Annotated in this window: 22 protein-coding genes; 3 read left to right on the top strand and 19 right to left on the bottom strand. The window is 44.8% G+C overall.

The annotated features are described in order from the left end of the window. Positions 1 to 96: 96 nt before the first annotated feature. The 19 genes from metH to NBH16_RS12425 all read right to left on the bottom strand — a co-directional run bounded on the left by metH (position 97) and on the right by NBH16_RS12425 (position 23,213). Positions 97 to 3,789, bottom strand: coding sequence for a methionine synthase (metH, locus tag NBH16_RS12515; RefSeq protein ID WP_005855463.1), 3,693 nt, complete (start codon positions 3,787 to 3,789; stop codon positions 97 to 99). Beyond that, positions 3,782 to 4,741, bottom strand: coding sequence for a nucleoside recognition domain-containing protein (locus NBH16_RS12510; RefSeq protein WP_022193101.1), 960 nt, complete (start codon positions 4,739 to 4,741; stop codon positions 3,782 to 3,784). The genes metH and NBH16_RS12510 overlap by 8 nt, the downstream gene beginning before the upstream one ends. Before the next feature lie 6 nt (positions 4,742 to 4,747). Continuing rightward, a complete protein-coding gene (gene smpB, locus NBH16_RS12505; protein ID WP_005855460.1) occupies positions 4,748 to 5,209 on the bottom strand; it encodes an SsrA-binding protein SmpB in 462 nt (153 codons plus the stop codon). 14 nt (positions 5,210 to 5,223) lie between these two features. Next, entirely contained in the window at positions 5,224 to 5,790 is a 567-nt protein-coding gene (locus NBH16_RS12500; protein ID WP_022193100.1) for a YIP1 family protein, read from the bottom strand. A 33-nt stretch (positions 5,791 to 5,823) separates the two neighbouring features. Continuing rightward, complete coding sequence (locus NBH16_RS12495; RefSeq protein ID WP_130882291.1) at positions 5,824 to 6,573, bottom strand: BFO_2992 family lipoprotein; 750 nt, start codon at positions 6,571 to 6,573, stop codon at positions 5,824 to 5,826. A 5-nt stretch (positions 6,574 to 6,578) separates the two neighbouring features. Next, positions 6,579 to 7,340 (bottom strand): BFO_2992 family lipoprotein, encoded by a 762-nt coding sequence (locus NBH16_RS12490; RefSeq protein WP_130882292.1) that lies wholly within the window; start codon positions 7,338 to 7,340, stop codon positions 6,579 to 6,581. Positions 7,341 to 7,468: 128 nt separating this feature from the next. Continuing rightward, on the bottom strand, positions 7,469 to 8,242 hold the full coding sequence (locus NBH16_RS12485) for a BFO_2992 family lipoprotein (RefSeq protein WP_130882293.1): 774 nt from the start codon (positions 8,240 to 8,242) through the stop codon (positions 7,469 to 7,471). Between the two features lie 55 nt (positions 8,243 to 8,297). Continuing rightward, positions 8,298 to 9,566: a porin family protein gene (locus tag NBH16_RS12480; RefSeq protein WP_005865185.1), complete on the bottom strand. Its 1,269-nt coding sequence runs from the start codon at positions 9,564 to 9,566 to the stop codon at positions 8,298 to 8,300. Positions 9,567 to 9,572: 6 nt separating this feature from the next. Further along, on the bottom strand, positions 9,573 to 10,100 hold the full coding sequence (locus NBH16_RS12475) for an RNA polymerase sigma factor (RefSeq protein WP_005865183.1): 528 nt from the start codon (positions 10,098 to 10,100) through the stop codon (positions 9,573 to 9,575). A gap of 168 nt (positions 10,101 to 10,268) precedes the next feature. Next, complete coding sequence (locus NBH16_RS12470; RefSeq protein ID WP_005865181.1) at positions 10,269 to 10,619, bottom strand: cation transporter; 351 nt, start codon at positions 10,617 to 10,619, stop codon at positions 10,269 to 10,271. A 140-nt stretch (positions 10,620 to 10,759) separates the two neighbouring features. Further along, positions 10,760 to 12,997 (bottom strand): TonB-dependent receptor plug domain-containing protein, encoded by a 2,238-nt coding sequence (locus NBH16_RS12465; protein WP_005865179.1) that lies wholly within the window; start codon positions 12,995 to 12,997, stop codon positions 10,760 to 10,762. A gap of 112 nt (positions 12,998 to 13,109) precedes the next feature. Continuing rightward, on the bottom strand, positions 13,110 to 13,538 hold the full coding sequence (locus NBH16_RS12460) for a hypothetical protein (RefSeq protein ID WP_005865177.1): 429 nt from the start codon (positions 13,536 to 13,538) through the stop codon (positions 13,110 to 13,112). Between the two features lie 45 nt (positions 13,539 to 13,583). Then, on the bottom strand, positions 13,584 to 15,071 hold the full coding sequence (locus tag NBH16_RS12455; RefSeq protein ID WP_250788678.1) for a glycoside hydrolase family 10-like protein: 1,488 nt from the start codon (positions 15,069 to 15,071) through the stop codon (positions 13,584 to 13,586). 12 nt (positions 15,072 to 15,083) lie between these two features. Next, complete coding sequence (locus NBH16_RS12450; protein ID WP_211737505.1) at positions 15,084 to 15,860, bottom strand: glycerophosphodiester phosphodiesterase family protein; 777 nt, start codon at positions 15,858 to 15,860, stop codon at positions 15,084 to 15,086. Positions 15,861 to 15,932: 72 nt separating this feature from the next. After that, a complete protein-coding gene (gene trxB, locus NBH16_RS12445) occupies positions 15,933 to 16,886 on the bottom strand; it encodes a thioredoxin-disulfide reductase (protein ID WP_211737503.1) in 954 nt (317 codons plus the stop codon). Positions 16,887 to 16,923: 37 nt separating this feature from the next. After that, positions 16,924 to 17,598, bottom strand: coding sequence for an outer membrane lipoprotein periplasmic chaperone LolA1 (lolA1, locus tag NBH16_RS12440; protein ID WP_121772995.1), 675 nt, complete (start codon positions 17,596 to 17,598; stop codon positions 16,924 to 16,926). Between the two features lie 2 nt (positions 17,599 to 17,600). Continuing rightward, positions 17,601 to 20,129 carry an FtsK/SpoIIIE family DNA translocase gene (locus tag NBH16_RS12435; protein WP_022193092.1) on the bottom strand — a complete coding sequence of 843 codons (2,529 nt, stop codon included), beginning with the start codon at positions 20,127 to 20,129 and terminating at the stop codon, positions 17,601 to 17,603. A gap of 156 nt (positions 20,130 to 20,285) precedes the next feature. Then, complete coding sequence (locus NBH16_RS12430; RefSeq protein WP_250788677.1) at positions 20,286 to 21,806, bottom strand: 4Fe-4S binding protein; 1,521 nt, start codon at positions 21,804 to 21,806, stop codon at positions 20,286 to 20,288. A 21-nt stretch (positions 21,807 to 21,827) separates the two neighbouring features. Next, a complete protein-coding gene (locus tag NBH16_RS12425; protein WP_005865158.1) occupies positions 21,828 to 23,213 on the bottom strand; it encodes an aldo/keto reductase in 1,386 nt (461 codons plus the stop codon). Positions 23,214 to 23,424: 211 nt separating this feature from the next. On the opposite strand from NBH16_RS12425, the gene NBH16_RS12420 reads away from it, so the two are divergent. Genes NBH16_RS12420 through NBH16_RS12410 form a run of 3 tightly spaced genes read left to right on the top strand, consistent with a single transcriptional unit; the run spans position 23,425 to position 25,736 of the window. Further along, positions 23,425 to 23,973 (top strand): DUF5063 domain-containing protein, encoded by a 549-nt coding sequence (locus NBH16_RS12420; protein WP_005865156.1) that lies wholly within the window; start codon positions 23,425 to 23,427, stop codon positions 23,971 to 23,973. Beyond that, positions 23,970 to 24,551, top strand: coding sequence for a 3'-5' exonuclease (locus tag NBH16_RS12415; RefSeq protein WP_005855416.1), 582 nt, complete (start codon positions 23,970 to 23,972; stop codon positions 24,549 to 24,551). The genes NBH16_RS12420 and NBH16_RS12415 overlap by 4 nt, the downstream gene beginning before the upstream one ends. Further along, positions 24,552 to 25,736 carry a class I SAM-dependent rRNA methyltransferase gene (locus tag NBH16_RS12410; RefSeq protein WP_250788675.1) on the top strand — a complete coding sequence of 395 codons (1,185 nt, stop codon included), beginning with the start codon at positions 24,552 to 24,554 and terminating at the stop codon, positions 25,734 to 25,736. It begins immediately after the preceding gene. Positions 25,737 to 25,761 lie beyond the last annotated feature (25 nt).

Raw genomic sequence — 25,761 nt, 5'->3', positions numbered from 1 at the left:
ATCGTATTGATCGATTTTTTACTGCAATGCCTATGCAGTATTACTGCACAGGCATTGCAGCATCACTGCAACCCGGGTTGCAGTGATGCTACTAAATTATCCTATATTCCTACTCAATAACTTTCGGACTTGCTCCTCCGTTAAATTCCGGCGGCTCGCATAATCTCTCATCTGCTCCTCATCGATAGAACCGATCATGAAATATTGAGAAGAGGGATGGGCAATATAAATCCCACTAACCGAAGCCGTAGGATACATGGCACCATTCTCGGTTAACGAAACACCAATTCGCGACATATCGAGCAATCCATCCAATGTGAAATTCAATAATTGATCCGGTAGAGAAGGGTAACCGATAGCCGGACGGATTCCTTGGTATTTCACCTTGTAAAGATCCGGGATAGACAAGGATTCGTCTTTAGCATATCCCCAATATTCTTTACGTACTTTCTCATGAAGATATTCGGCTGTAGCTTCCGCTAGGCGATCGGTCAAGGTTTGCAGCAACATTGAATTATAGGTATCGCCTTCTTCCTCAAATTTATCCTTCAAACAATCAGCGCCAGCTCCAGCGGTAACGACAAACGCCCCTACATAATCAGTTCGCTCCTCGGAAACCGGTATTACATAATCGGAAAGACATTTATAAATATTTTCCTCTTTTTTTACTTGCTGACGTAATAAAGGCAGCGCTATATCACCCATTCGGATCGTATCCCCTTCACTATTCGCTGAGAAAAATCCGTAAATCGCTTTACAATATTCAACCTTCATATTGACCAGCCGATCCAATAACCTAACAGCATCCTTGTATAATTGCATCGCCTCGGTAGCCTTCGCACGATCTTTTTCCGGGAATCCGGCCAACCAAGAGGCACGACAAGAATCGCAACCATGTATCTGGGAGATTTCCGAGAAACGGCCATTCAATTTCCATGCGCTAAAAAAGAAGGTCCAGTGGATATAAGGAATCACTTCTTCCAAGGGGATATAAGGGATAACATGTACCCCCATCCGGGCCGGAACAACCGGTGTATACCCGGTCCAATCTATTTCTATCGGATGCTTACGAGCCTCTGAAAGAGAAGCCAAGGTCTCTTTCTTCTGCCCTAAAGAGGCACGCAAGGCTTCTTGTTCTTGTTCCAACTCCCTGATATAAGCGTCACGGGTATCTGGATTCAATAGTTTGGCGGCGATCAACGGATTCTGTGAGGCATCCAGCACATGAATCACCGGATAATCATAATGCGGAGCGATCTTCACCGCCGTATGCAATTTGGAGGTCGTAGCGCCACCCACCATCATAGGAATCGTAAGTCCCGCTTTCTGCATCTCGTCTGCGACATGCGCCATCTCTTCTAAAGAAGGGGTTATCAAGCCGGATAAGCAAACCAGATCCGGTTTCTCCTCGATCGCTTTCTTTATGATCACATCTGCGGGAACCATTACCCCTAAATCAATCACCTCGTAGTTATTACAAGACAATACGATAGAGACGATATTCTTACCTATATCATGTACATCCCCTTTTACCGTAGCGAAAATCACTTTACCGGCCTTCGCGGAGCCGGAAGCTTTCTTTTCAGATTCAATGGCCGGTTGTAAAATAGCCACGGCCTTTTTCATCGTACGTGCGGTCTTCACGACTTGAGGGAGAAACATCTTTCCGGCACCGAATAACTCGCCGACCTTATTCATTCCGCTCATTAACGGACCGTCAATTATATCCACGGCATGCGGATAAATCCGCAAGGCTTCTTGTAAATCGTCCTCCAAATAGTCTCCGATCCCTTTGATTAAGGCATGTTCCAAACGCTCCTTCAATGAAAGCTCACGCCAAGCCTCATGCTTCTCCGGAGTTTCTCCGGAAGCTTGAACATGTAAATTTTGAGCATAAGTAATTAATTCCTCGGCAGCTTCCGGACGGCGTGCCAAGATCACGTCTTCCAACAAGGTACGGAACTCCGGCTCTATATCCTCATAAAGTACGGAGGTAGACGGATTCACGATACCCATATCCATCCCCTTCCCGATCGCATGATATAGAAATACGGAATGCATAGCCTCGCGTACATGATTGTTCCCCCGGAAAGAGAAAGATAAATTACTTACACCACCACTCACCTTCGCACCCGGCAAGTTCTTCTTGATCCATTCAACGGCACGGATAAACGCCAGACCATAGCCATTATGTTCCTCCATACCGGTAGCGATCGCCAATACGTTCGGGTCAAAAATAATATCTTGGGGATTGAAATCGATCTTCTCGATCAATAGGCGATAGGCCCGTTCACAAATCTCAATCTTTCTTTCATAGGTATCCGCCTGCCCCTTCTCGTCGAAAGCCATCACGACCGCAGCCGCACCCAGTTGCTTAATACGGGCGGCATGTTTAAGGAAGACCTCCTCTCCTTCTTTCAAGGAGATGGAATTCACGATGCTCTTTCCTTGCACGCACATCAAGCCTTCCTCGATCACTTCCCATTTAGAAGAATCGATCATGACGGGTACACGGGCAATATCCGGTTCGGAGGCGATCAAGTTTAAGAATGTCTTCATTTCTTTCACGGCATCCAACATACCATCGTCCATATTGATATCGATCACTTGGGCGCCATCCTCCACTTGCTTACGAGCGATCGTCAACGCTTCCTCATAACTGCCTTCTTTTATCAAGCGTAAGAATTTCCGAGAACCGGCCACATTACAACGCTCTCCCACGTTCACGAAATTATTCTCCGGTTTCACCTCCAGCAGTTCCAAGCCCGACAGCCACAGGCAATCCGGTTTCGGAGCCGGGATATGCGGTTTAGCTCCTTTCACCAACTCCGGATACCGGGAGATATGCGCTGGAGTCGTTCCGCAACAGCCTCCGATAATGTTCACCAATCCCTCTTCCACAAAAGGCTTCACATGTTGGGCCATTTTATCCGGCGTCTCGTCATAGGTACCAAAACTATTCGGCAATCCGGCGTTCGGATAAGCGCTGATATAATAGGGGGCATACTTCGCCAACTCTTGTAAATAGGGCTTCATATCCGCCGCTCCGAAAGAGCAGTTTAAGCCAACCGAAACAATATGTGTATGCTGTATGGAAGCTAAGAAGGCCAATAAAGTCTGTCCGGAAAATGTTCGTCCACCTTGTGCGGACAAAGTCAAAGACAACATAATCGGCAGGTCTTTTTCTTTCTCTTTCAACACGACCTCAGCCGCTTCCAATCCCGCTTTTACGTTCAACGTATCGAAAGTAGTCTCGAAAAGGATGATATCCACCCCGCCGTCAACAAGTCCCTCGACTTGCTCCTTGTAGGCATTATACAAATCTTTATAAGTTACGGCACGATAAGCGGGATCACTTACATCTGGACTCATAGAAGCTGTCTTATTAGTAGGACCGATCGATCCGGCCACGAAGATCGTACGATCCGGATGCTCTGCCATATAGGTATCCGCCACTTCCCTCGACAATCGTCCGGCGGCCAGATTTATCTCACGTACATAGGCCTCCATCGCATAATCTGCCATGGAAATAGCGTTCGCGTTAAACGTATTCGTAGCGAAGATATCCGCTCCCGCATCCAAATACTGACGATGAATAGACTGGATTACATCCGGGCGGGTGATACACAATAAATCATTGTTCCCCTTCAACTGTCCCGGAAAATCGGCGAAACGTTCGCCTCGGTAATCTTGTTCGTTTAGTTTGAAACTTTGGATCATGGTACCCATACCACCATCCAAGATCAAAATGCGCTCATTCAAGAGTCGCAGAAATCGTTCCTTATTCATAAATATGTTTTACCTTTCTTGCGTACATATAACTATATCCCCGGAGGATCCATACCACAGCGATGGCGAAAAACAGACGGGTAGGCACCACCCAAAGAACGGGTACCCCTATCGCGGCAAAGATGATCGTATCTTCCAACAGGGAATGGCACACGGCCAAATGATGGTTCAGCAAGTTGCCGTCACCGTAAGACAACTTCCTCTGCTCCATTTGCTCTACCATAATAGCCCCGCCATAAGCCAGTCCGACCACATTACCTACCAACCACAAAAAAGCGGCATCTTGAGGCAAGCCAAATAATCGCATCAGCGGAGAAAAGACCGAGGACAATCCTTTCATTAGATTAAACTCTTCCAATATATAATGAAGGATCATTAAAGCCGTAACAATTATCAAAATAGAAATCACCACCTTCATCGAGCTGGTAAACCAAAGTACGAATACTTCCAACCAATTATCGCATACAGCCGCGCTTTGAGCGATCCCGACCTGTCCCCATCCTTCATGGGGCATTACCCAATTCAAAAAAAAGGCGATCACGAAACTCATGATCAAACGGAGCAGCGTCATCTCCCAGAAAGAAGACCCGGTCTTTGCCTGTACGGAGGATTCTACCATTAGATTATGGGAAGTAAGGCACATCAATGCCAATATCGTAGCTTCACGGACTCCTAAAGACATCGAGGTGATCAAAGCGATCGGAGCATATAATGGGGAGAATATACTGGTTATAAAAATAATGGCTGTCTCCCCCGGCAGACCCACCAACGAGAACACGGGCACTAACCAATCCGAGATCTGACCTAATATTCCGGAATATTGCAATATACGGACCAATAAAGAAATAGGCAAAATAATCTTTAGCAGCCATAAACACGTCTTGCCTGCTTTAGGCAGAGCTTTCAGGATACATCCCCAAACCCTACCGATCACGCCTTGCCCTGTTTCCATCTCGACTTATCGTTTGAAAGCCCGATCCATCTCCCGTCGGTCGTCACGTTCCCGGATGGAGTCTCGCTTATCATATTCCTTTTTACCTCGTGCGATCGCGACGACTACTTTCGCCAATCCTTTCTCATTGATAAACAAACGAGTGGGAACGATCGTAAAACCACTGGCACGAACCGCACCCTCGATCTTTCGTAATTCCTTTTTGGTAAGAAGTAATTTCCGGTCCCGCCGTGCGTTGTGATTATTGTACGTACCGTAAAAATATTCGGCGATGTACATATTCTTCACCCACAGTTCCCCTTTTTCCACGATACAAAACGTATCTACCAAACTCGCCTTCCCTAAACGGATCGATTTAATCTCCGTTCCGGTCAGTACGATCCCGGCCGTAAAAGTGTCGAGCAACTCGTAATCGAACGTCGCCCGCTTATTCTTTATCTGTATGTTATTACTAATCTTCTCTTTCATCTTGTGTTATTCTGTCAAAAACTCAAACCGGGCATCAGCATCGATAACAAAATCTCGATAACTGCCGGAGTCAGTAATATAATGGCGGTTGTAAATCCTACGAACTTCAGACGGATCTTCTCCTCGACTCCCATATACGGACCAGCGCCTTCCCAAACAATATAGAATGTATAAAGGATAAATATCCGCAAGAAGAAAAACTCGGGAAGCAACATCAATACGATATTCAAAGCGAACATCAACGATGAGGAATACCCGACGAAGCGCAACCACAGTTTCAAGTCCTTCTCCCGTTTAAATAAACCTTGCCATATCTCATTCATCAGATAAGCCCCGAGGTAAAAACCACCGAACGAGGACACCAATGTCCGGATAGACGACTTCAAGGCCAGCTCTAAATCAAACTCCTTCCGCGTAAACAATACGCCCAGAAAAGCCGCGACGGTAACGAAGCCGATCAAAGGATACACGAATCGGGATAAGAACTCCTCCTGCTTCTCTCCTTTTTTCGCTAACAAGACCCACGCCTTCGCCGGCTGTGAGATGATAGCGATTACCCACCTAAATATCTCCTTATACATCTCTGTTTACTTTTAAATAGCAAAAGTATATATTTAATTCGTAAAACGCAACGTAAATACGTCGGTAGCCCCCCAAACACATGCGGTTGTATCCGCATTATAGCGTTCGGCGTAATTTATTTTAAAATTTATCACATTTTGCCCCTCACTACTCTCTATCGCTTTGGCTTGGTCCAAAAACTTATCGATCGTAAAAGCGGTCGTATTGACCCATTTAGTGGAATCGCCGGTACCCCCCTCTTGGGTTACCCGGAGATATAGGTTATAGACCCGTTGTCCGGTGCTGTCTTCTTCCACCTCCTGATCAGGATTATAAGATAAATTGAAAATATCCTTTTGGTCTACCTGATGATTTACATGTTGAGTTTGCAAGAAGAAACGTCCTTCCAAATAAATACTTTTCTTAAAGTCCAGCGTAACCAGACGCTCCTTGTCCAATACAACCGTAGTATCAGTCAATGTCTCATGCAAAGGCCATACAGCGACCGAATCATACTTATAAATCTCAGCGTTGTAAACACCATTGCCCAATTCCTCGCTAAAATTCGTCTTGAAATCAACCACGCAACAGTCACCCTCTTTCAAATCCGTCCGATTCTCAAACTCAGAGGAAGAGACGATAAAGATCTCCCCTTGATCATCCGCCGTGTAGATACATCGCATAGGATTCTCACGTATCACTCCTACTCGATGATAATTGATGGAGTTACTTCCATCCCCCATACAAGAGGTCATTAAGAAAAACAAGGATAAAAATAAGCCGTATAAAATTCGCTTTCTCATCTTCTTTAGTTTATAAGTAAAGGATCCGTTACTCCCCATGTAAACTGGGTACTATCTTTCGGATTAATTTGATCGATATAATGAATCCGAACATACATATCCGCGTCGCGTCCACCTTGTTCTCGCATATCCTTGATAAAATTCGCCAGATTAAAGGCATTGATAACCGCGACAGCCTCCTCTGCCTTATCCTCCGGCTTTCCAGTCGTAGCGGCAGCCCGTAAATATAAGGAATAGATAGATTTTCGATTTTCAACAACTGGTTGTTGAGTCGGATCATAAGTCAGTTGCCAATTCAAAGCCCGGTCTTTTGTTGTCCAACAGGCGGAAGGCAAAAACAAATAATCTTCCAATTTGACGTACAGAACAGAGTCATTCGGATTAACCGCAAGCACCGGTTGCTCATTTGTCAACAGTTTATGCGTATCCGTAAGAGGACTCTCAGCGTTTTGCTGGTTAACGGCGGTTTCCCCTTGTATCGTCACCGTATAATACCCTTTTTGTTCCGCACCCGTATTTTCCGGCAAGCTAGGATCATAATCAAAACTCACCAACAAGCATTTACCCTCTGAGTATGAGCTCAGCTTCGTCGCATAGATCCAGCCGAACCGGGTATTAGCCATCATCAACGCGCTATCTCCATGTTGACGAACCACAGCGGCGGTCGTTCCCGGATTATAGACGTTATTTATGTCTTTCAGGCAAGAAGTAAACAGACTCACGATAACCGCCACCCAGACAAAACCTATTAAATTCTTGTATCTCATTTCACAATACTCCTCTTAAAGTACACAAAGATACGATCTTTACCCATATACATAAAAAAAACGGCAAAAAAATAGGGCGTATCGACAATCTTCTTATCGGTACGCCCTCAACTTCTATACTAATTTCTTTATGAGTTTTTCACTACTTGGAATTGAACCGTATAAGAGCCCCATTTCAAATCCGTACTATCTTTTTCGTTAATCGTATTTAGGTAATTAACCTTAAGATTAAAAGACTTTGAATCTTTATTAGCCTCCGCACTATTCACAGACTCCAATACAGACTTAACATTAAATGCACGAACTTCTCCTATGGATGATGCGGCAGAACCTGTTCCATCCGCTACTTTAGCGACACGCAAGAACAAGTCATATGTCGGGACATTATCCACTGTAGTAGGTTCCTTTGAGCGATCCCAATATAAAGTGTAAGAATTTTTCTGATCCTTAAACATATCCATTGTTATAAAGAAGAACAAATAACCATCTACATATACTCCATAATCGCCATTGCCAAACATGTTTTTTACAGGTATCTCATTCTGAAGTAAACTAGTCGAATCTGGTACATTATAAAAAACAGGCTGTCCTTTTGTTATCTCATCAGCCACAGAGATTGTTGCTGTTAAATAACCATTTGTCGCCGCATTCGCATTCTCCGGAGAATTTAGGTCTAATTCATAGTTGATCAAGTAACAAGCTCCATCAACTACTTGTGCCGATAAAGACGGAGAGTATAATGCTCCCATATTTGTATTCAGTACCGTTTTATATGTCTTTTCAGAAAGACCTGCGACACCAAAGCCGGCACGAGTCACCGTATTATTCGATTCTCCAAGACAAGAGGTCAACAACAATAATGACGCAGCCGCCGCTGCTCCAATTAATTTAAATGCTTTCATAATTCAATTTTTCTATTTTTAAGTATTTGTATTTACACTGTTAATCTATCGAGTATTAAAAACCAAAACGAAATCCAAACTGAAGGCTCATGTTAAACGGCTTCTCCGAATGGATGGTTTCGATCTCGCTGCCATTATCAAAATAATAGCTGGCTCCCACCTCAGCGAAAGCGCTTACAAAACGGATAATCGGATAACTTACACCCGCACGGGCATTTACAGACCATAGCCATTCTTTCATTCGAATATGTTCACTTTGCTTTGCGATCTCTACCTCATCCGAGAATAATTTCATTCTACGTTTGCCAGCGACATTCACTTCCGCCATACCTCCGGCTGAGGCGTAAAACATAAAACGATTCCATTCCGCGATCTTATAAGTCAATGATAATGGAATTCCTATAAAATGCAATCGCTGATCATTCTCTATATGATACGTATTATTCGTACTCCACTCCGATCTTAAGTAAGAATAAGTTAATCCAGTCTGCAAAGAAAAACGATTATTCAAATAACGACTAATTGAGATCCCCACCCCAATAGGCGTCTTATGATGAATATCCGTCTTAGCAGGATCTTTCTTCTCCGCATCGAACGAATTTAAGCTCATCAGATTCTCACTCTTAAGCACGCTGCTATTCGTCACATACTGAGGGACCAGATTATCAGCGCCCATAGAAAGACCTCCACCTCCCATACCGAACCCCCATTTCCGGGACGCAGTCTTCTCCGGCTTCTTTTTAGCAACAGGAGTAGCATCCGCGACAAGTACATCATTCTTGAGAACAACTATCTCATCATTATTCCTTTCAACCTCCGGCTCAACGGTATCTTTCTCATTCGCCGGTATATCAGCAGACATTACCTCCGACTCAGAAATAGGCCGATCCTCTGCGCTCTCTACATTTTGCCGGAACGCTGCCATCCTAGCCTTAGCTCCCACTTTAACCGCTCCAGATGCCGCTTTTGCCTTCACGACCGCAGCAGCAGGAATAGTCGCTAATACGGGTGCTTGCTCCATCGTTTTCTCTACCGGAACAACCGGGGTATCCACGGATGTCGACTCTTGTGAAGACTGTATTTCTTGGGCTATAGGTAGATCTTCCATCTCCCTGTCATATAAATAGATACCACCCGATACGACCAATAAGGAGATCACGGCGGCGGCAACCCAGTAGCGAAGCGTACGACGCAAAGGAACCGGAGCCTTTCCGGGCAATCGATCGGCTATAGCCTCCCAGTCGCCGGGTAGCGTATCCATCTCGAAATCCTCTAGCTTCGATCGGATCGCGTCATCCCATATATCTCTTTCCTTTTTACTCATCTTATCTCAATACAATGCGTTAATTCTACGTTGTAATAACTGCTTGGCACGGGTATATTGGGAACGGGAAGTACTCTCTGTTATGTTCAACATCTCACTGATCTCCTTATGAGAATATCCCTCTATCGCGAACATATTGAATACGGTACGGAAGCCAACCGGCAACTCCTTCACTAGATTCATCAACTCAGCCGCCGACATGTCCGAGATAGCCGAACTATCGGGTTGAATCAGTTCCGCCGTATTGTCAAGATCGGTCGCTTCACGCAACACATCCGACTTTCGCAGATATTCCAACGCACAATTAACAAAGATCTTCCGCATCCACCCCTCAAATGAACCACTCCCTGTATAGGAATCCATACTGGTAAAGATTTTCACGAAGCCATCCTGCAACAAATCACGAGCCGTTTCCCTGTCGTTCACATAACGAAGGCAAACTCCCATCATTTTTCGGGAATACGCATCATAAAGCTCTTTTTGAGCTCGTCTCTCCCCCTTCCGACAACCCTCTATCAGTTGTAGCTCATTCATTCAGTCGTGCCTTGAACGTCTCCCTTCTGGAGACTGTACAATATTAGGATGTAAATAATTAAACAAACGCTGCATTCCGTAGAAAAATTATTTCATAAACAGGGCGGACACTCCGGCCCGCCCTCACGGAACATCTGCAAAGATAAGATGTTCTTATGAATTTCCATGTTAATGAGCGTGAGTATGCTCACTTTTTTTCGCCGGAGGTACCGGACAGCCGGCGCCATTATCTACCGGAACCGCTTCCATACCGATCTTTTTGAAGGCCGCGGCCAAGCGAGTCTTCGAAGTCTTATCCGTCTTGTAAGTCACAATGGCCGTACGGGTGCTCAGATCACATTTCAAGTCGGTCACTCCTTTCTCGAAAGCGATATTTTTCTCGATCTTCTTGATACAGTGATCACAATCCATCGCTTCGATAAAGAATGTCACAGAGTCCTTCTTCTTTTTCGCGTCTTGGGCGAATGTCATCGATACCGTACATACAGCACAAAACAATAACATAATTAATCGTCTCATAATCAATCGTTTTTAATATTAATAGTTCTAATTATCCATTCATATCTACCAAAAGAAAAGTACCACTATAGGCATCGGGCTACACGTATATAGGCGTAGAGGCACACCAGTATACGCATAGGCCTACACGTATATACGTGTCAATCCCTGCTTATATTAAAGCGGATACCCGCATAAATTTTCCGTCCATGCACCGGTCCCCACACCATAGATCCATCGAAGTTATCCCCTCTGGGATTGCTGGCATCGATAATCGGATTCGGTTGTTTGTAATTAAACAGGTTCTCCGCTCCCACGTAAATAGACCATTGACGGAAATATTTCGTAATCTGCGCATTCACTACCGTATAAGCCTTAAAATTCGGCTCCCATAACGGATTAGACGCATCCGGTGTCGGCATACGACCGCCTCCATTAAACTGGCCGGTCAAATCAAACTGCCATTTTTTCAACGGGGTTTGATAAGAAGCGGTCAATAAACCTTTATAATCACTAACCAACGGCTTTTTCAATCGATGCGCTACACCCTCCTCATTCCGGTAATCGGTCTTCGCGTCCGTATAACGATAAGCGGCCGTTAACGTAAATCCCCGGAAAAAAGGATAGGAAGCCTCCACTTGGAAGCTATTCGAATAGGAACGCCCATCCAGATTGTAGAAACGAACCGCATGAGGATCACTATCCATATCCACCACGATTTGCTTCAAGAAATCGGTATAATACCATTCCCCGCTCAAGCTCAGTTCCTTCCCGAACAAAGGTATATAAAATGACAGATTCACACCGGTATTCCACGCTTCTTCTTGATCCAGATTGTCGGCGATATACATTTTTCGACTACTGGATAACAAAAAGTTGTTCTCTGCCAGCACATTCGCTGTCCGAAATCCTTTACCTGCCGAAGCCCGGATATGGAACCAGTCAAAAGGATTATATTTAATATGTACACGAGGGGTTACAAAGAAATCATACAACGTACTATAATCCGCACGTACACCCGCCAATAAGATCAGTTTATCATTCAGATTGAACGTATATTGGGCATAAGCTCCCGGCACGACTTCCGTACGGTCATAGGCATGACGGACCGACTCTCCTCCCGCATATTGAACCAGATTCTCGTCGAAACCATCATAGTTCATACTTAATCCGGTACTCAAGCTATGCATCGGCGTAAACTCCTTTTCATACAGCAAACTGGCATATACATTATTCTGATATACATTATAGGGCGTACGGTCATATCTTGATTTTTGCTCATGATAAGAACCGGAAAGTATCAATGCCACGCTCTCTACCTTTTCCTTATCGATAATATAGGCCTGCTTCGTAAATAATTCGGCCCGGTTCGTATTTAAATGAATCCGATACGGGTCGGTGAAATCATGGTGTTTCGTATCCTGCCCACCGGTACGGCTCTCATGCAGATAGCGAACTCCGTATTGAGCCACGTATTTATCCAATTTATGATACCAACGATTCATTACGTTCACCTGTTCCCTTAGCGGCGTATCGAGAAAACCATCGTCATTACCGTCATGTTGCATTTTATCATTCGAGTAGTGTACCAATAAACCGGTAGAGAGCTTGTCGTTGATATGCCAAGAAGCATCCGCATTCCCTTCATAACGTCCGGCATCACTAGCGAACACATTAGCAGAGAAAATATCCGCCGTAGGGGGCTTCTTGAATTCCACGTTGATTTGTCCGGCCAACGCCTCATACCCATTCTTAACCGAAGAGGTTCCTTTAGACACCTGAATACTTTCCATCCAAGCTCCCGGAACATAATCCAGCCCATATAAGGAAGCGGCCCCCCGGAAATTCGGGTAATTCTCGGTCAACATTTGTACGTAGGTTCCCGCCAATCCCAACAGTTTAATTTGCCGGGCACCTGTAGCCGCATCCGAGTACGATACATCGACAGACGGATTTGTCTCAAAGCTCTCCGCCAGATTACAGCAGGCCGCACGGCAAATCTCATCGTACGTAATTTTCTGAGTTTGCAATACGCTCGTACGGGAAGCGATGGTTCCCATCTTGCGCTCACTAACCACGACCTCATCCAAGGCGATCTCACCTTTTAAGATAATCTGCATAGCATCGTCCTTCTCATCCACAGGGGTGACCTCAGTCATATAACCGATATAGCTAACCACCAGATTCTTGGAGTCACCTTTTCGTTCTAACTCGAAATTTCCATCCACATCGGACGTGGTTCCATTTTGGGTTCCTTCCCAATATACATTTGCACCGATAATAGGTTGTTTGTTTTCATCACATACACGTCCTTTCACTTTCTTGCCGGAATCCTCGGCCCAAGTCAAAGTAAAAGTCAAACAGGACAGTAAAAATATCAGATATAATTGTCTTAACATGATAGTTGTTATTTGATTGAATCGTTAAATACAGTTTCCGCAGGGATAGAGTATCCCCTACCTTAAAAACCAAAGGGTATTCAGCGAGCAGCTTCCACCCTCACGAATACAATCAAATCAAAAGCGTAGTCAATAAAGAAAGGTACACACGAGGACAGGCTACAGGAGGACCTGTCACCCTAATCTCATAGGAATCAGCAAATAAGGAAGCGATTTGTAAACTCTCGAAAATAGAGGAGAAGAGCAAATCATGTACGACTGGTTGCAGATCCGGTACTTGTATATTTACAGAATTCCAATCAAAATCAACCCGTTCAATGCCACAGCCGTTCATGCCACAACACTCCACCGTATTATTCGCAAGCTTATCACGACTATGATCATGTCCATGAATCTCACAGCACTTAGCTGCCAATAAAGCCTCCACTCCCTCTTTCTCGCAAACGCCACAACAATAAGATACGAAATTAACCCCCGCTCCCCCATAAAAGATCAAGGAAGCAAGAATTACAAGAAACAAGGATGTGGCAAATCGTCTCATATGCCGCAAAAATAAGCAAAAAAACTCGAAATCAAAATACCCCCTTTACTTGATAAATTTAGACAGGTAATAATAGGTATCCGGAGAAGGTTCACTCTCCATCCGGTAACGGGTGGAAGCCGTTACAGAAAATGTATACCCACGTTCAGACTCTACATCGATAGGAAGAAAAAGCTCGTTGCCATAAATATTCGTAGCTAATATGGATTTTGCCGAAGCCGTGTCGATCGAATCCGTCAATGAATAATAAACGGTATAAGTTAAGTCCTGCTTTTCCGACACAGGTTTCTCCCAAGTTAAGTGCAACTCATCGTCCAAACGTTCCACTTTGATCCCCTCCGGTGCGGCAGGTACCGAATCATTCAGCCAAGTCAATGGAGGCAATTGGGCCGGATATTTATAGTAATTGTCTCTCAACTCTTTATAGAGTCCCTTATCATTATACAGGACATTTCCACAACGAAAGAACGCACAGCCGGCTCCTCCGTAATAACGGCTATAATCGATCTGGTCCGTTATATCATTCACGGCCCAGTCCGCCTCACTCTTGTCCATCCGATAAGCTCCCAAGCCGGGTACGACCAAACGCCCGTTACAATTATCCACCCAATTATCCACGAAAGGAAAGAAATTCTTATGCAGGTAATACATCATCGGAACAATCATATCTTGTTTACCTTGTTGCATCCATATCTTCGGGTCTTGGAAGACACTTTCGTAAGCGGTCCAACCCGCGTTAGGTACCCGTTCAATACGATTATATTTCCCGAGTGGCGAACTGCTAACCTGCACCCAAGGTTTCGTTTGCTTTACCCAATCGTAAATACGGTAAACCATCCGGTTGATATTCTCCCTACGCCAGTCTGCCAGAGACTTTTTCTTACCGGATCTATTATACAGCGCTTTATCCGGGAATGTTTTCGCCTCTTCGGGATAGCGGATATAATCAAAATGGATGCCATCTATATCGTAGCCATTCACGATCTCCTTGACTAAGGATAAGATATAATCAGCGGTCTCCGGTACGCCGGGGTCCAAATACCACTCTCCATTATGCCGTTTGCAGAGTTTTGGTTTCTTTTTAACCACGGAAAGCTTTCCTTGCTCCTTCACGCTTTTTTCCGTTCCCAACGGGAAAGTCACGAACCACGCATGGCATTCCATTCCCCGCTTATGGCATTCATCAACGACAAAAGCGAGCGGATCATATCCCGGTAATACCCCATACTTACCAGAGAATGTCTTAGTGGCCGGTTCGATAGCCGAACGATAAATCACGTCTCCCCTCAAGCGAGCCTGAATGAAGACCATATTAAAATTCGCTTCTTGAAGCCGGTCCAAGATATCAAGCAATGCCTGTTGCTGGGCTTTTCGTCCCGCCTCGGTAGTAGCCGGTTTATGAGGCCAATCCAGACCATAAACCGTAGTCAACCAAACCGCACGAATTTCCTTTTTGGGAGGCTCTACCGCTTGTAACAGACAAAAAACGGGTAAAGCCAGCGACAGGATAAGCGACAGACAAAACTTTCTCATCTTTATAATGCCTTATTGAGCCTGCGAATGTAGTATTTTTTGAGTCTCTTCCGGTAAATCAGTCGTAATAAAATCGACTCCCAGATCGATCATCTCTTCCATTAATTTAGGGTCATCTACGGTCCAGACATTCGAAGTCATGCCTAGGACTTTACAATCCTTCACCCAATCCGGATGAGATTGCAAGACTTTATAATGGTAGTCTAATCCTGTAAAACCAAGCTCTTTCAATTCCATCGGGGATAATTCTCCATTCAGATAAGAAACCTCAGATTTCGGACATAGACGGATAAATTCTTTACAAGCATCCATATTAAAAGATATGTAATCCGTACGTTTCGCTAATTTCATACGCTTCACCATATCTACAACAGCTTTAGCAGCCTCACGGTTGCGTTCCGGGGTCTCATGAGCTTTCAGTTCTAAAATTAACCGGACATTCTTCAATTTCTTCGCACGTTTCAAATATTGCTCTAAAGTAGGGAGCTTTTCGCCGTTGCTCAATTGCAAATCTTTCAATTCATCGTATGTACAAGATTGGATATGTTTTCCTTGGATATCATTATCGTGGTAGACAACCAACACATTGTCTGCTGTAAGATGCACGTCGAATTCCGAGCCATAGGCACCAATTTCGCTAGCACGTTCCAAAGAGCGGATAGAGTTCTGGGCAGAGCCCTCCGTTTTCCAATACCCCCGATGGGCTATCACTTTCGTATTATCCTTTGCCGCTACCATTCCTGCCATCATCAGGCAAAGTAGCAAAAGAAGAGTAGATTTTAAATTCATGGTAAACTTGTATTTCAAGGCAAGAGGACAGTGTGTCATAATTTATGATATGGCACACCCTCCTCCCACGGATTATTTTCCGATCTCTGATAAATAACGTTCGGCCTCAATAGCTGCCTTACAACCACTTCCCGCAGCGGTAATAGCTTGACGATAATGGGGATCAGCGACATCTCCGGCGGCAAATACACCCGGAACTTTCGTGCGGGGAGTTCCCGGAACCGTCACAATATAACCAACCTCATCCGTATCTACCCATGGCTTGAAGATGTCCGAATTGGGTTTATGACCAATCGCCAAGAAGAAACCATCGATGGCGATATCCACTTTCTCCTCATCCGGCTCTCCCATACGTTTTACCAAATGAGCACCCTCCACGCCATTCTCTCCATACAAACCTAAGGTATTATGTTCGAAAAGTACCGTGATATTCGGAGTCTTGAAGACACGTTCTTGCATTACTTTTGAAGCACGCAAATAGGGTTTACGCACGATCAAGTAAACCTGCTTCGCCAAACCAGCCAAGTAAATCGCTTCCTCACAGGCAGTATCTCCACCACCCACTACCGCTACCGTCTTTTTACGATAGAAGAAACCATCGCAAGTAGCGCAAGCGGATACACCCATACCCGCATATTTATGCTCATCCGGAAGACCCAGATACTTTGCGGAAGCACCCGTAGCGATAATCAAAGTCTCCGTCTCGATCACTTTCTCACCATCAATCGTAATTTTATAAGGGGCCTCGCCCAAATCAGCGGCTGTAGCGATGCCGAAACGGATATCCGCACCAAAACGGACGGCTTGTTTTTTTAAATCTTCCATTAACTCAGGACCGGTTATACCGTCCGGATATCCCGGGAAATTCTCCACCTCCGTAGTTGTTGTTAATTGTCCCCCCGGCTGTATTCCTTCATAAAGCACCGGAGATAAATTTGCACGGGAAGCATAAATCGCTGCCGTATAACCTGCTGGACCCGAGCCTATAATAAGGCAACGTACTTTCTCATTCACTGAATCGCTCATAGTATCTAAGTATTAATTATCAATTTTCAATTCTCTATTATCGAAGGTCTATCACCTCTACGTCCGGATAATCCCCTTCGTTAAAAACAAAAAAACGATCCGGTTGGTTTATACCTGTTTTCAATTGGCTGATCTGGATCGTACTGCTAACGCCGTTTTTAGAAGTAACCGTGATACGAGCCGGGAAATTTGAATATTTCTCGATTTGCAACTCCACTTTCACGATATCCCCTTTTTTCTTCGGTGTCAATTCCACATCGTAAGCGGCTTTTCCGTTCGGTGCCGTACTCTCGCCTTTATATGTTGCCGTGAATCCTTTCTTATAACTATTTAATAAAAGAGCAGGATTCGTGAATTGTAACTCCTCTCCCGTAGGATTCGTCACGTTCACCTCTTCGTTCCGTTCCACATACGTCCATTGCGTCGTACCATTAAACCAAGTAAGCGCATCCGGCGTGACTAATGTAAACTTATCACCTTTCATCTGGATGGTTCCCTCAAAACTCTCTCCCGCATTCTGACCGGCAGAACGGGTAAACATCGTAAAAGAAGCGCTTATCCCGTTCGAATTCTCATAAGCAGCGGCCGCCTTCCCCAAGATATCATTCGCATTCTGGGCATGCGCCCCCACTCCTAACCCCAACAGGAAGCACAAGAATAATCCGACAAACGCGATACACCGCCACACTCTTATTTTATGTTCTCTTCTCATATTTATTTCAAAGCATTTAATACTTGCTCCAACGAATACTCATCTTGCACCAATACTTGACGGGCCTTACTTCCCTCAAACGGGCCAACAATACCGGCAGCCTCCAATTGATCCATCAAACGTCCGGCACGATTATAACCGATAGCGAATTTACGCTGGATCAAAGAAGTAGAACCTTGTTGCTGAATCACGATCAAACGAGCCGCCTCGTCAAATAAGGGATCTCGATCTGATAAATCGACTGCTCCCGAAGTTGATGCCTCCCCACCTTCCGGCACATAGTCCGGAAGCAAATAAGCGGTTTGGAAACCAGTCTGCTCACCGATATAATCCACGATATCCTCAACCTCAGGCGTATCTACGAAAGCGCACTGCACACGAACCGGCTCTTGTCCCGCCACGACAATCAACATATCGCCCCGTCCGATCAAACGGTTAGCGCCCGGAGCATCCAGAATCGTACGTGAATCGATCATAGAAGCAACCTTAAAGGCAATACGGCTCGGAAAGTTACTCTTGATCGTACCGGTAATCACCTTTGTATCCGGGCGTTGCGTAGCCAAGATCATATGGATACCTACCGCACGGGCCTTCGCCGCAATACGAGAGATAGGCAACTCGATCTCACGTCCGGCCACTGCGATCAAGTCGGCAAACTCATCCACCACTGCCACGATATAGGGTAAGAAGCGATGTCCCTTCTGCGGGTTCAACCGCCGTTCGATAAACTTAGCGTTGTATTCCTTTATATTACGAACATTCGCGTTCACCAGTAAACGGTACCGGTCTTCCATCTCGATCACCAACGAGTTCAATGTAGCGACAGCGTCAGCTGGCTCCGTAACGATCGGCTTCTCCGCATTCGGAAGTTTCGCCAGATAATGACGTTCTATCTTGGAATAGATACTAAACTCAACCATTTTCGGGTCTACCATCACGAATTTCAACTCCGATGGATGCTTCTTATATAATAAGGAAGTGATGATCGCATTTAGACCGACAGACTTACCTTGTCCCGTAGCACCGGCTACCAATAGATGCGGTGTCTTACAAAGATCGAACATGAACACCTCGTTCGTAATCGTCTTACCCATCGCCACAGGCAACTCATACTTACCCTCAATGAATCGGCGTGAAGCGATAACAGATTGCATCGATACCGTCTGAGGATTCTTATTCGGCACCTCGATACCGATCGTTCCCTTTCCGGGCATCGGGGCGATAATACGGATCTGCAAAGCGGATAAACTCAAGGCGATATCATCCTCCAAGTTCTTGATCTTAGAAATACGGACACCCGCCTCGGGTACAATCTCATAAAGCGTAACCGTAGGTCCGACTGTCGCTTTGATCGAAGCGATCTTTATATTGAAATCTTCCAAGGCTTGCTTGATCAAGCGTTGGTTTTCCGCCAATTCGTCCCGATTGATCTCCATGCTCCCACTATCATACGCTTTCAGCAAGTCCAAGGTAGGGAATACATAACGGGAAAGATCCAAACGGGGATCATACGTACCCAAGGCCGAGGCATCGTAGGTCTCATCATTACCAGCGGCAACTTCCACCGTGAATCCGGCATCCTCCTCATCCCCTAATTCCGGGGTATTTATCTCCTCTGTCTTTTCGTTTATCGGATCATCGTCACCTTTTGCGATCGTAACGACTAAATCATCAGCAGCAGCGACCTCTTCCTCCTCATATTCTGGTACTGTTTTACGGTTTTCTTTCGCTTCGGCCTTCAACAATTCAGCCTCCGTATCAAACTCTTCGTAATCATCCATTTCCGGTTGTTCATCCGGTTGCTCTACGACAGGCTTAGAGCGAGGAATTACAATATCCTCTTTTTCCGTCTGATCCACTTCAACCTCATCTTCTCGGCCTTCACGTTTCAAACGATTTTTCACCCAACCTAAAGAGAACATACGCTGCAAGAACGGAATTGTCTTCTTACTGGTAAAAATAGCGATGATTAAGAATGAGCCTAATAAAAGCAAGATCGTACCGGGGATTCCGATATTGGTAATAAACATCTCCGAGATGTAATATCCGTGTTGACCGCCTAGATAAATAAACGTATCCTCATATCCCTTGATAAATATAAAAGCAAAAAACACAGATCCCCAGATCAACGCCGAAGCGCTAAACAAAAAACGCCTCAACAAGGATACTTTATTTAAGTTCATGAGTTTCGCCCCAACCGATCCCAAGAAAAAGAGGATCATAAAAGAAGAGATACCGAACCAACGATTCATCAACAGATCAGACAAATACGCCCCGCGTACGCCCGTCCAATTCTCTACCGATCCTCGATTGGTCAACAAATCCCCTAAAGGAACATTCTCTATTTTACTTTGATCGGCGGCTCCTGTAAAGAAAAACGAAATCAAGGCAAGCCCTACGTAAATGGTTAGTATAGAGATAATCAAACCTGTAATGAAACGGGTCCGTTCATTTGTAAAAAAAGTCTTCAAGGCTGCGAACCAGCTCGGCTCTGTATGATTTTGCTTCGTTGTTGTTGTCTTCTTTGCCATAAATAGTTTCTCAATAATTCTTTTATAACACGCAAATGTACATAGAAAAATCGAGTCTGACGAACCTTTGAAAAAAAGACGTACGTGTTTTCTGAAAAACATGTACATGTTTTCTCGGAAACACGTACATGTTTTTAGGGATAGATTTTAACGGCATTAAATAGATCTGTGCATCTCATGCCCTTCCACATAGATCGCGCTATAAGGACGAGATGGACAAAGATGCTCGCAAGCACCACAACCAATACAAGTTTCCGTATTGATCACCGGGATCTTTAACGACTTTGGATCTGCCGGATCTTTCGCCACCATCTGGATCGATTTTGTCGGGCAATGGCGTTCACAATTACCACAACTCATACCGTCCGTATTGACAATACAAAGATCTCTTACCCATACGGCATGACCGATCTGTATAGCAGATTTATCTTCTCTCGTAATAGGTTTGATCGCTCCCGTCGGGCAGACCTCCGAACATTTCACACATTCCGGACGGCAATACCCTCTATCGAATGCCATCTCCGGCTGCATCAGTCTCATCAGATCCGTAGACGGACGCAGGACATGATTCTCGCAGACAGATACACAAAGCTGGCACCCCGTGCAATGTTGGGCCAGATTCCCGATACTCAAGGCTCCGGGAGGAACCAATGACGCCAAACGATTCGGCTCTTTACGTTCTTTAATCGGCGCAAAGCCTCCGTCTTTCTTCATCTCCACATAATCCTCCAGTTTTTTCTGCTGGGCATGCAAAACGGAAGACATGGCTACCAATGCCGTAGCTGACAAGGCTCGACGGCGGGAAACATCCGTAGTGTCCTTCGTTAAGGATTCTTTTACCGAAGTAGCTTTATCAGCCTTGCGTGCCCTCGTATACGAAATCGCACCTTGACGGCAATTATCCAAACAGTCCATACAAGTCACGCAACGGCTATAATCGATCGCATGATTCTTAGAATCGATACAGGAAGCCTTGCATTTACGTGCGCATAATCCGCAACCATTACATTTATCTGTATTAATGCGAGGTTTAAGTAAAGCATACTTCGACAAAAAACCGAGAACCGTACCTACCGGACAGATCGTATTACAATACGTACGTCCATTTCTCCAAGCTAAAATCGCTAATATGACAAAGCTCAGAATAGCGATTCCCATCGTAGCCAGACTACGCACCCATACGTCCACCGAATAGAATGCGTAACTATCCATACGTTCCGCGAAATAGGCCAATAAATTGTTGCCCTCTTGATAGATTGGCGCAAATAAATTAGAAGCGATACGCCCATAAGCGCTATAAGGCGAAATCAACGCTACCAAGGAACCGATACCAGCGATACAAGCCAATATAAAAATAACCAAGGTTCCATAACGCACCCACTTCAATGCGGGAGAATAGGAAAAGCGGTATTTCTTCCGTTTACTAGCAAACCACGAAATGATATCTTGCAATACCCCTAAAGGGCAGATAACGGAGCAATATACACGCCCCAATAAAAGAGTCAAGATTACCAACCCTACCACAACACCGACATTCAAAGCCAACAACGCAGGCCAAAACTGTATCTTTGCCAACCATCCGAACCAAGCGTGAATCGTACCCGTGAAATCAAGAAATAACAGGGTTATCAGCACAAAGCAAAAGGTGGCGGCGAATATTCTTATTTTTCGTAACATAATTTTCCATTTGTTTAAAGGTTAACCATTCACTTTCAACTCTTCCACGAATTTATCGATACGCTGCATCTCTTTGGGGATATCAATACCCTGCGGACAATGAGGATTACATTGCTCACACCCTGTACAATGGTTCGCTTGACGCAACTTTGGGACACTCCGGTCATAACCGACTAAGAAGGCACGACGAGCTTTCGCGTAATTTTCGTCTTGTGCGCTTTTCGGAACATTTCCTTCGTTCACACATTTATTATAATGTAAGAGAATACCCGGAATATCCAATGCATATGGACAAGGCATACAATATTTGCAATCATTGCAAGGTATTGTCGGATATTTCATCATAAGCTGAGCCGTCTCTTCCAAAAAGTCTTTCTCCTCGTCCGTTACCGGGATAAGCGGGGAATAGGTACGGATATTATCTTGCAAATGCTCCATATACGTCATGCCGCTTAACACCGTCAAGACCCCATCCGGAGAGCCGGCGAAACGAAAAGCCCATGAAGCCACGCTATTCTCAGGCCGTTGCTGTTTCAAACGAGCAACGATATGATCCGGAACATTCGATAAGCGACCTCCTAATAGCGGTTCCATGATAACCGCCGGAATACCTCGCTTCTCTAATTCGCCATACAGATAATCAGCGTTTACGTTACGTCCCGAGGCATGTTTCCAGTCCAGATAATTCAGCTGGATCTGAACGAAATCCCATTTCACGCCCATATCCAACACATAATCAAACACTTTTACATCCCCATGAAAAGACCAACCTAGGTTACGGATACGTCCCGCTTCCCGTTCTTTCACCAAGAAATCAAGCATTCCATTATTTATATAGCGGTCATTGAAAAGCTCGATACCATTCCCCCCACCGATAGAGTGAAGCAAATAATAATCCAGATAATCGGTTTGCAAATCACGGAACGACTGCCGATACATCGCCAACGAGTTTTCTCTCGTATAGTTCTGGAAGTTTGACAGTTTAGTGGCCAAATAATAGGAGTTCCTAGGATGGCGTGCCAATGCGATACCGGTCGCTTTCTCGGACATACCTTGTACATAAACAGGAGAAGTATCAAAGTAATTCACCCCATGTTCTATCGCATAATCCACTAAACGATTCACGGCTTCTTGATCAATCTGGTCTTTACCGTCCGATCCTTGTTTCAAGGGCCAACGCATACAACCATATCCTAAAATAGAAACCTTATCGCCATTCGTAGGATGTTGGCGATAGGTCATTTTATCGGTAGGAACCTCACCTAACGCCACAGCCGCCCCCGGCTCATTCTTGGGAGCGCAACCGTAAAGCGCCGCCGAAGAGGCGACAGCCCCACCCCCAAATACCTTCAAGAATTTACGGCGATTCATCTCTTGAGGGTTCTCATTCTTTCCACATGAACTCATAACTCGATCGGTTTTTTTATCCTAATTAGTATATCCAACATTAGTCTATCATTAACATTCCTTCTATTAATTGCACAAAAATAATAAAACAGGAAATATATAGGAGAGCAATCCCCGACTAAAAAGAATATTCGGGACTTTATCACGAAAAAAACGGATTTTTGTTGTATTTTTGCGAATTGTTATCAAGAATGATTAGACGAACAGGCACATGGAAAAAGAAGAAAATCCGATATACGAGCGCAACACGCTAGAATTTGTTACGGTAGCACTGGAATATTGTACCTTTGTTGAGACCGCCGGAAATACCGGGCTTTTCGACTTCGTAGATAAGGCGACAAAACTCCTGCCTCTATTATACTTAAAGGCCAGCCTGTTGCCCGAAGTGGAATCTGAAGAGGAAACCGAACTCGAGCTTTCCGTTTCAGAAGACATGTACGAGTCGGTTCGTTCACGGATAGCCGGTTTGCTTGGCGAACGAGATTCCTATCTGGAAACATTTCATGCGGATATGCGGTATAGCGATACTCCTATCGCAGCATTTATTTCCGAGAACTTGGCTGATGTCTATCAAGATACAGGAAATTTCGTATCTTTATTCCGTCAAGGAAACGAGGAAGTTATGCAAGAGGCTATCGCTTTGTGCCGCACGAACTTCCAAGAATACTGGGGACAGCAATTATTGAATGCCTTGAAAGCGTTGCACGCTGTGCGTTACAGTGGTGATGAGGATTTGGAAAAGAATGAAGAGGAAGAATGATACAACAATTTATACATACAATTGCTAAAGAGGAAATAGCGAAACTTACCGTAGAGGAATTCAAGGGACGTATCATTACGATCCTTAGTAAAGAGGAGGCAGACAAGGCCGTAGAGTACTTGCTGCGTTTTCCGATCGTCGGTTTTGACACGGAGACCCGTCCCAGCTTTAAGAAGGGACAGCGTTACAAGATCTCATTGATGCAGATATCAACGGATGATACTTGTTTCTTGTTCCGCTTGAATCATATCGGTATACCGGAATCTCTGGAGAAATTCCTGAAAAGCAGTTCGACCTTAAAGATCGGGTTATCTTTACGGGATGATTTCGGGGCGATACGGAAGCGTTCGGATATAGAACCCGCCAATTTCCTTGATTTACAGAATTACGTAGGCCAGTTCGGCATCGAGGATGCCAGCCTGCAAAAGATATATGCGATACTTTTCCAAAAAAAGATATCAAAAGGACAACGCCTCACGAATTGGGAGGCGGATGTATTGACAGACTCACAAAAGAAATATGCGGCCCTCGATGCTTGGGCCTGCCTAAGAATATATAATTTATTGAATCAAGCATAAATGGAGTATTGTAAAGTTTTTCTCAAGCCTAAGAAAGAAGAATCGCTATTGCGTTTCCATCCATGGGTATTTTCCGGAGCGATCCAATCTGTTGAAGGCGATCCGGAAGAGGGTGACTTGGTAGAGGTATACGGAGCGAACCAGCGTTTTTTGGCGATCGGCCATTACCAAATCGGCAGTATCGCCGTACGTGTGTTATCTTTCACCCCAATCGCCATCGACGATGCTTTTTGGGTTGAACGTATCCGTATCGCTTACGAACTCAGAAAGACCTTGCGGCTGGCTGGGGTAGAAAATAATAATACGTTCCGCCTGATTCACGGTGAAGGCGATAACTTACCGGGATTGGTGATCGATATGTATGCGCATACGGCGGTTATGCAAGCACATTCGGTAGGAATGCATTATGCCCGTCATCAGATCGCGGAGGCTTTGAAAGCGGTATTGGGCGATACTTTACAAAACATCTACTATAAATCGGAAGCGACTTTACCTTATAAAGCGAATTTAGGTAGCGAAGATGGTTACTTATTCGGAGGCGAAGTGGAAGATATCGCTATAGAAAACGGACTGAAATTCTGTGTAGACTGGCAGAAAGGCCAAAAGACAGGTTTCTTCGTGGATCAACGGGAGAATCGCTCTTTATTGGAACATTACGCAAAAGATCGCTCCGTATTGAATATGTTCTGTTATACGGGCGGTTTCTCTTTCTATGCGATGAGAGGAGGCGCTAAGGTGGTTCATTCCGTAGATAGCTCGGCGAAAGCGATTTCTTTGACGAAAAAGAATGTCGAGTTGAATTTCCCGGGAGATCCCCGTCATGAGGCATATGCGGAAGACGCGTTTAAGTATTTGGAAAAAATGGGAAGTAATTATGATTTAATCATATTGGACCCTCCTGCGTTCGCTAAACATAAGAATGTACTACGTAACGCCTTACAAGGGTATCGCAAATTAAACGCGATCGCTTTCGAGAAGATCAAGCCGGGAGGAATCTTGTTTACCTTCTCCTGCTCACAGGTTGTCAGCAAGGAAAACTTCCGTTTAGCTGTATTTAGCGCCGCCGCCCAATCCGGCCGTAGCGTTCGTATCTTGCATCAATTAACCCAACCCGCAGACCATCCGGTGAATATCTACCATCCGGAAGGTGAATATTTAAAGGGATTGGTATTGTATATAGAGTAAAATAGATATTAAGGGTGAGAAATTG

The organism is Parabacteroides sp. Y3-G-102 (assembly GCF_023656845.1).
GTDB classification, from domain to species: Bacteria; Bacteroidota; Bacteroidia; order Bacteroidales; family Tannerellaceae; genus Parabacteroides; species Parabacteroides distasonis.
This window is presented reverse-complemented; position numbering and strand designations above follow the sequence as displayed.

What these genes read in the sequence shown, in the direction of transcription:
- metH (WP_005855463.1), bottom strand. Translation starts at nt 3,789, where the DNA reads ATGAATAAGGAACGATTTCTGCGACTCTTGAATGAGCGCATTTTGATC.
- NBH16_RS12510 (WP_022193101.1), bottom strand. Translation starts at nt 4,741, where the DNA reads ATGGAAACAGGGCAAGGCGTGATCGGTAGGGTTTGGGGATGTATCCTG.
- smpB (WP_005855460.1), bottom strand. Translation starts at nt 5,209, where the DNA reads ATGAAAGAGAAGATTAGTAATAACATACAGATAAAGAATAAGCGGGCG.
- NBH16_RS12500 (WP_022193100.1), bottom strand. Translation starts at nt 5,790, where the DNA reads ATGTATAAGGAGATATTTAGGTGGGTAATCGCTATCATCTCACAGCCG.
- NBH16_RS12495 (WP_130882291.1), bottom strand. Translation starts at nt 6,573, where the DNA reads ATGAGAAAGCGAATTTTATACGGCTTATTTTTATCCTTGTTTTTCTTA.
- NBH16_RS12490 (WP_130882292.1), bottom strand. Translation starts at nt 7,340, where the DNA reads ATGAGATACAAGAATTTAATAGGTTTTGTCTGGGTGGCGGTTATCGTG.
- NBH16_RS12485 (WP_130882293.1), bottom strand. Translation starts at nt 8,242, where the DNA reads ATGAAAGCATTTAAATTAATTGGAGCAGCGGCGGCTGCGTCATTATTG.
- NBH16_RS12480 (WP_005865185.1), bottom strand. Translation starts at nt 9,566, where the DNA reads ATGAGTAAAAAGGAAAGAGATATATGGGATGACGCGATCCGATCGAAG.
- NBH16_RS12475 (WP_005865183.1), bottom strand. Translation starts at nt 10,100, where the DNA reads ATGAATGAGCTACAACTGATAGAGGGTTGTCGGAAGGGGGAGAGACGA.
- NBH16_RS12470 (WP_005865181.1), bottom strand. Translation starts at nt 10,619, where the DNA reads ATGAGACGATTAATTATGTTATTGTTTTGTGCTGTATGTACGGTATCG.
- NBH16_RS12465 (WP_005865179.1), bottom strand. Translation starts at nt 12,997, where the DNA reads ATGTTAAGACAATTATATCTGATATTTTTACTGTCCTGTTTGACTTTT.
- NBH16_RS12460 (WP_005865177.1), bottom strand. Translation starts at nt 13,538, where the DNA reads ATGAGACGATTTGCCACATCCTTGTTTCTTGTAATTCTTGCTTCCTTG.
- NBH16_RS12455 (WP_250788678.1), bottom strand. Translation starts at nt 15,071, where the DNA reads ATGAGAAAGTTTTGTCTGTCGCTTATCCTGTCGCTGGCTTTACCCGTT.
- NBH16_RS12450 (WP_211737505.1), bottom strand. Translation starts at nt 15,860, where the DNA reads ATGAATTTAAAATCTACTCTTCTTTTGCTACTTTGCCTGATGATGGCA.
- trxB (WP_211737503.1), bottom strand. Translation starts at nt 16,886, where the DNA reads ATGAGCGATTCAGTGAATGAGAAAGTACGTTGCCTTATTATAGGCTCG.
- lolA1 (WP_121772995.1), bottom strand. Translation starts at nt 17,598, where the DNA reads ATGAGAAGAGAACATAAAATAAGAGTGTGGCGGTGTATCGCGTTTGTC.
- NBH16_RS12435 (WP_022193092.1), bottom strand. Translation starts at nt 20,129, where the DNA reads ATGGCAAAGAAGACAACAACAACGAAGCAAAATCATACAGAGCCGAGC.
- NBH16_RS12430 (WP_250788677.1), bottom strand. Translation starts at nt 21,806, where the DNA reads ATGTTACGAAAAATAAGAATATTCGCCGCCACCTTTTGCTTTGTGCTG.
- NBH16_RS12425 (WP_005865158.1), bottom strand. Translation starts at nt 23,213, where the DNA reads ATGAGTTCATGTGGAAAGAATGAGAACCCTCAAGAGATGAATCGCCGT.
- NBH16_RS12420 (WP_005865156.1), top strand. Translation starts at nt 23,425, where the DNA reads ATGGAAAAAGAAGAAAATCCGATATACGAGCGCAACACGCTAGAATTT.
- NBH16_RS12415 (WP_005855416.1), top strand. Translation starts at nt 23,970, where the DNA reads ATGATACAACAATTTATACATACAATTGCTAAAGAGGAAATAGCGAAA.
- NBH16_RS12410 (WP_250788675.1), top strand. Translation starts at nt 24,552, where the DNA reads ATGGAGTATTGTAAAGTTTTTCTCAAGCCTAAGAAAGAAGAATCGCTA.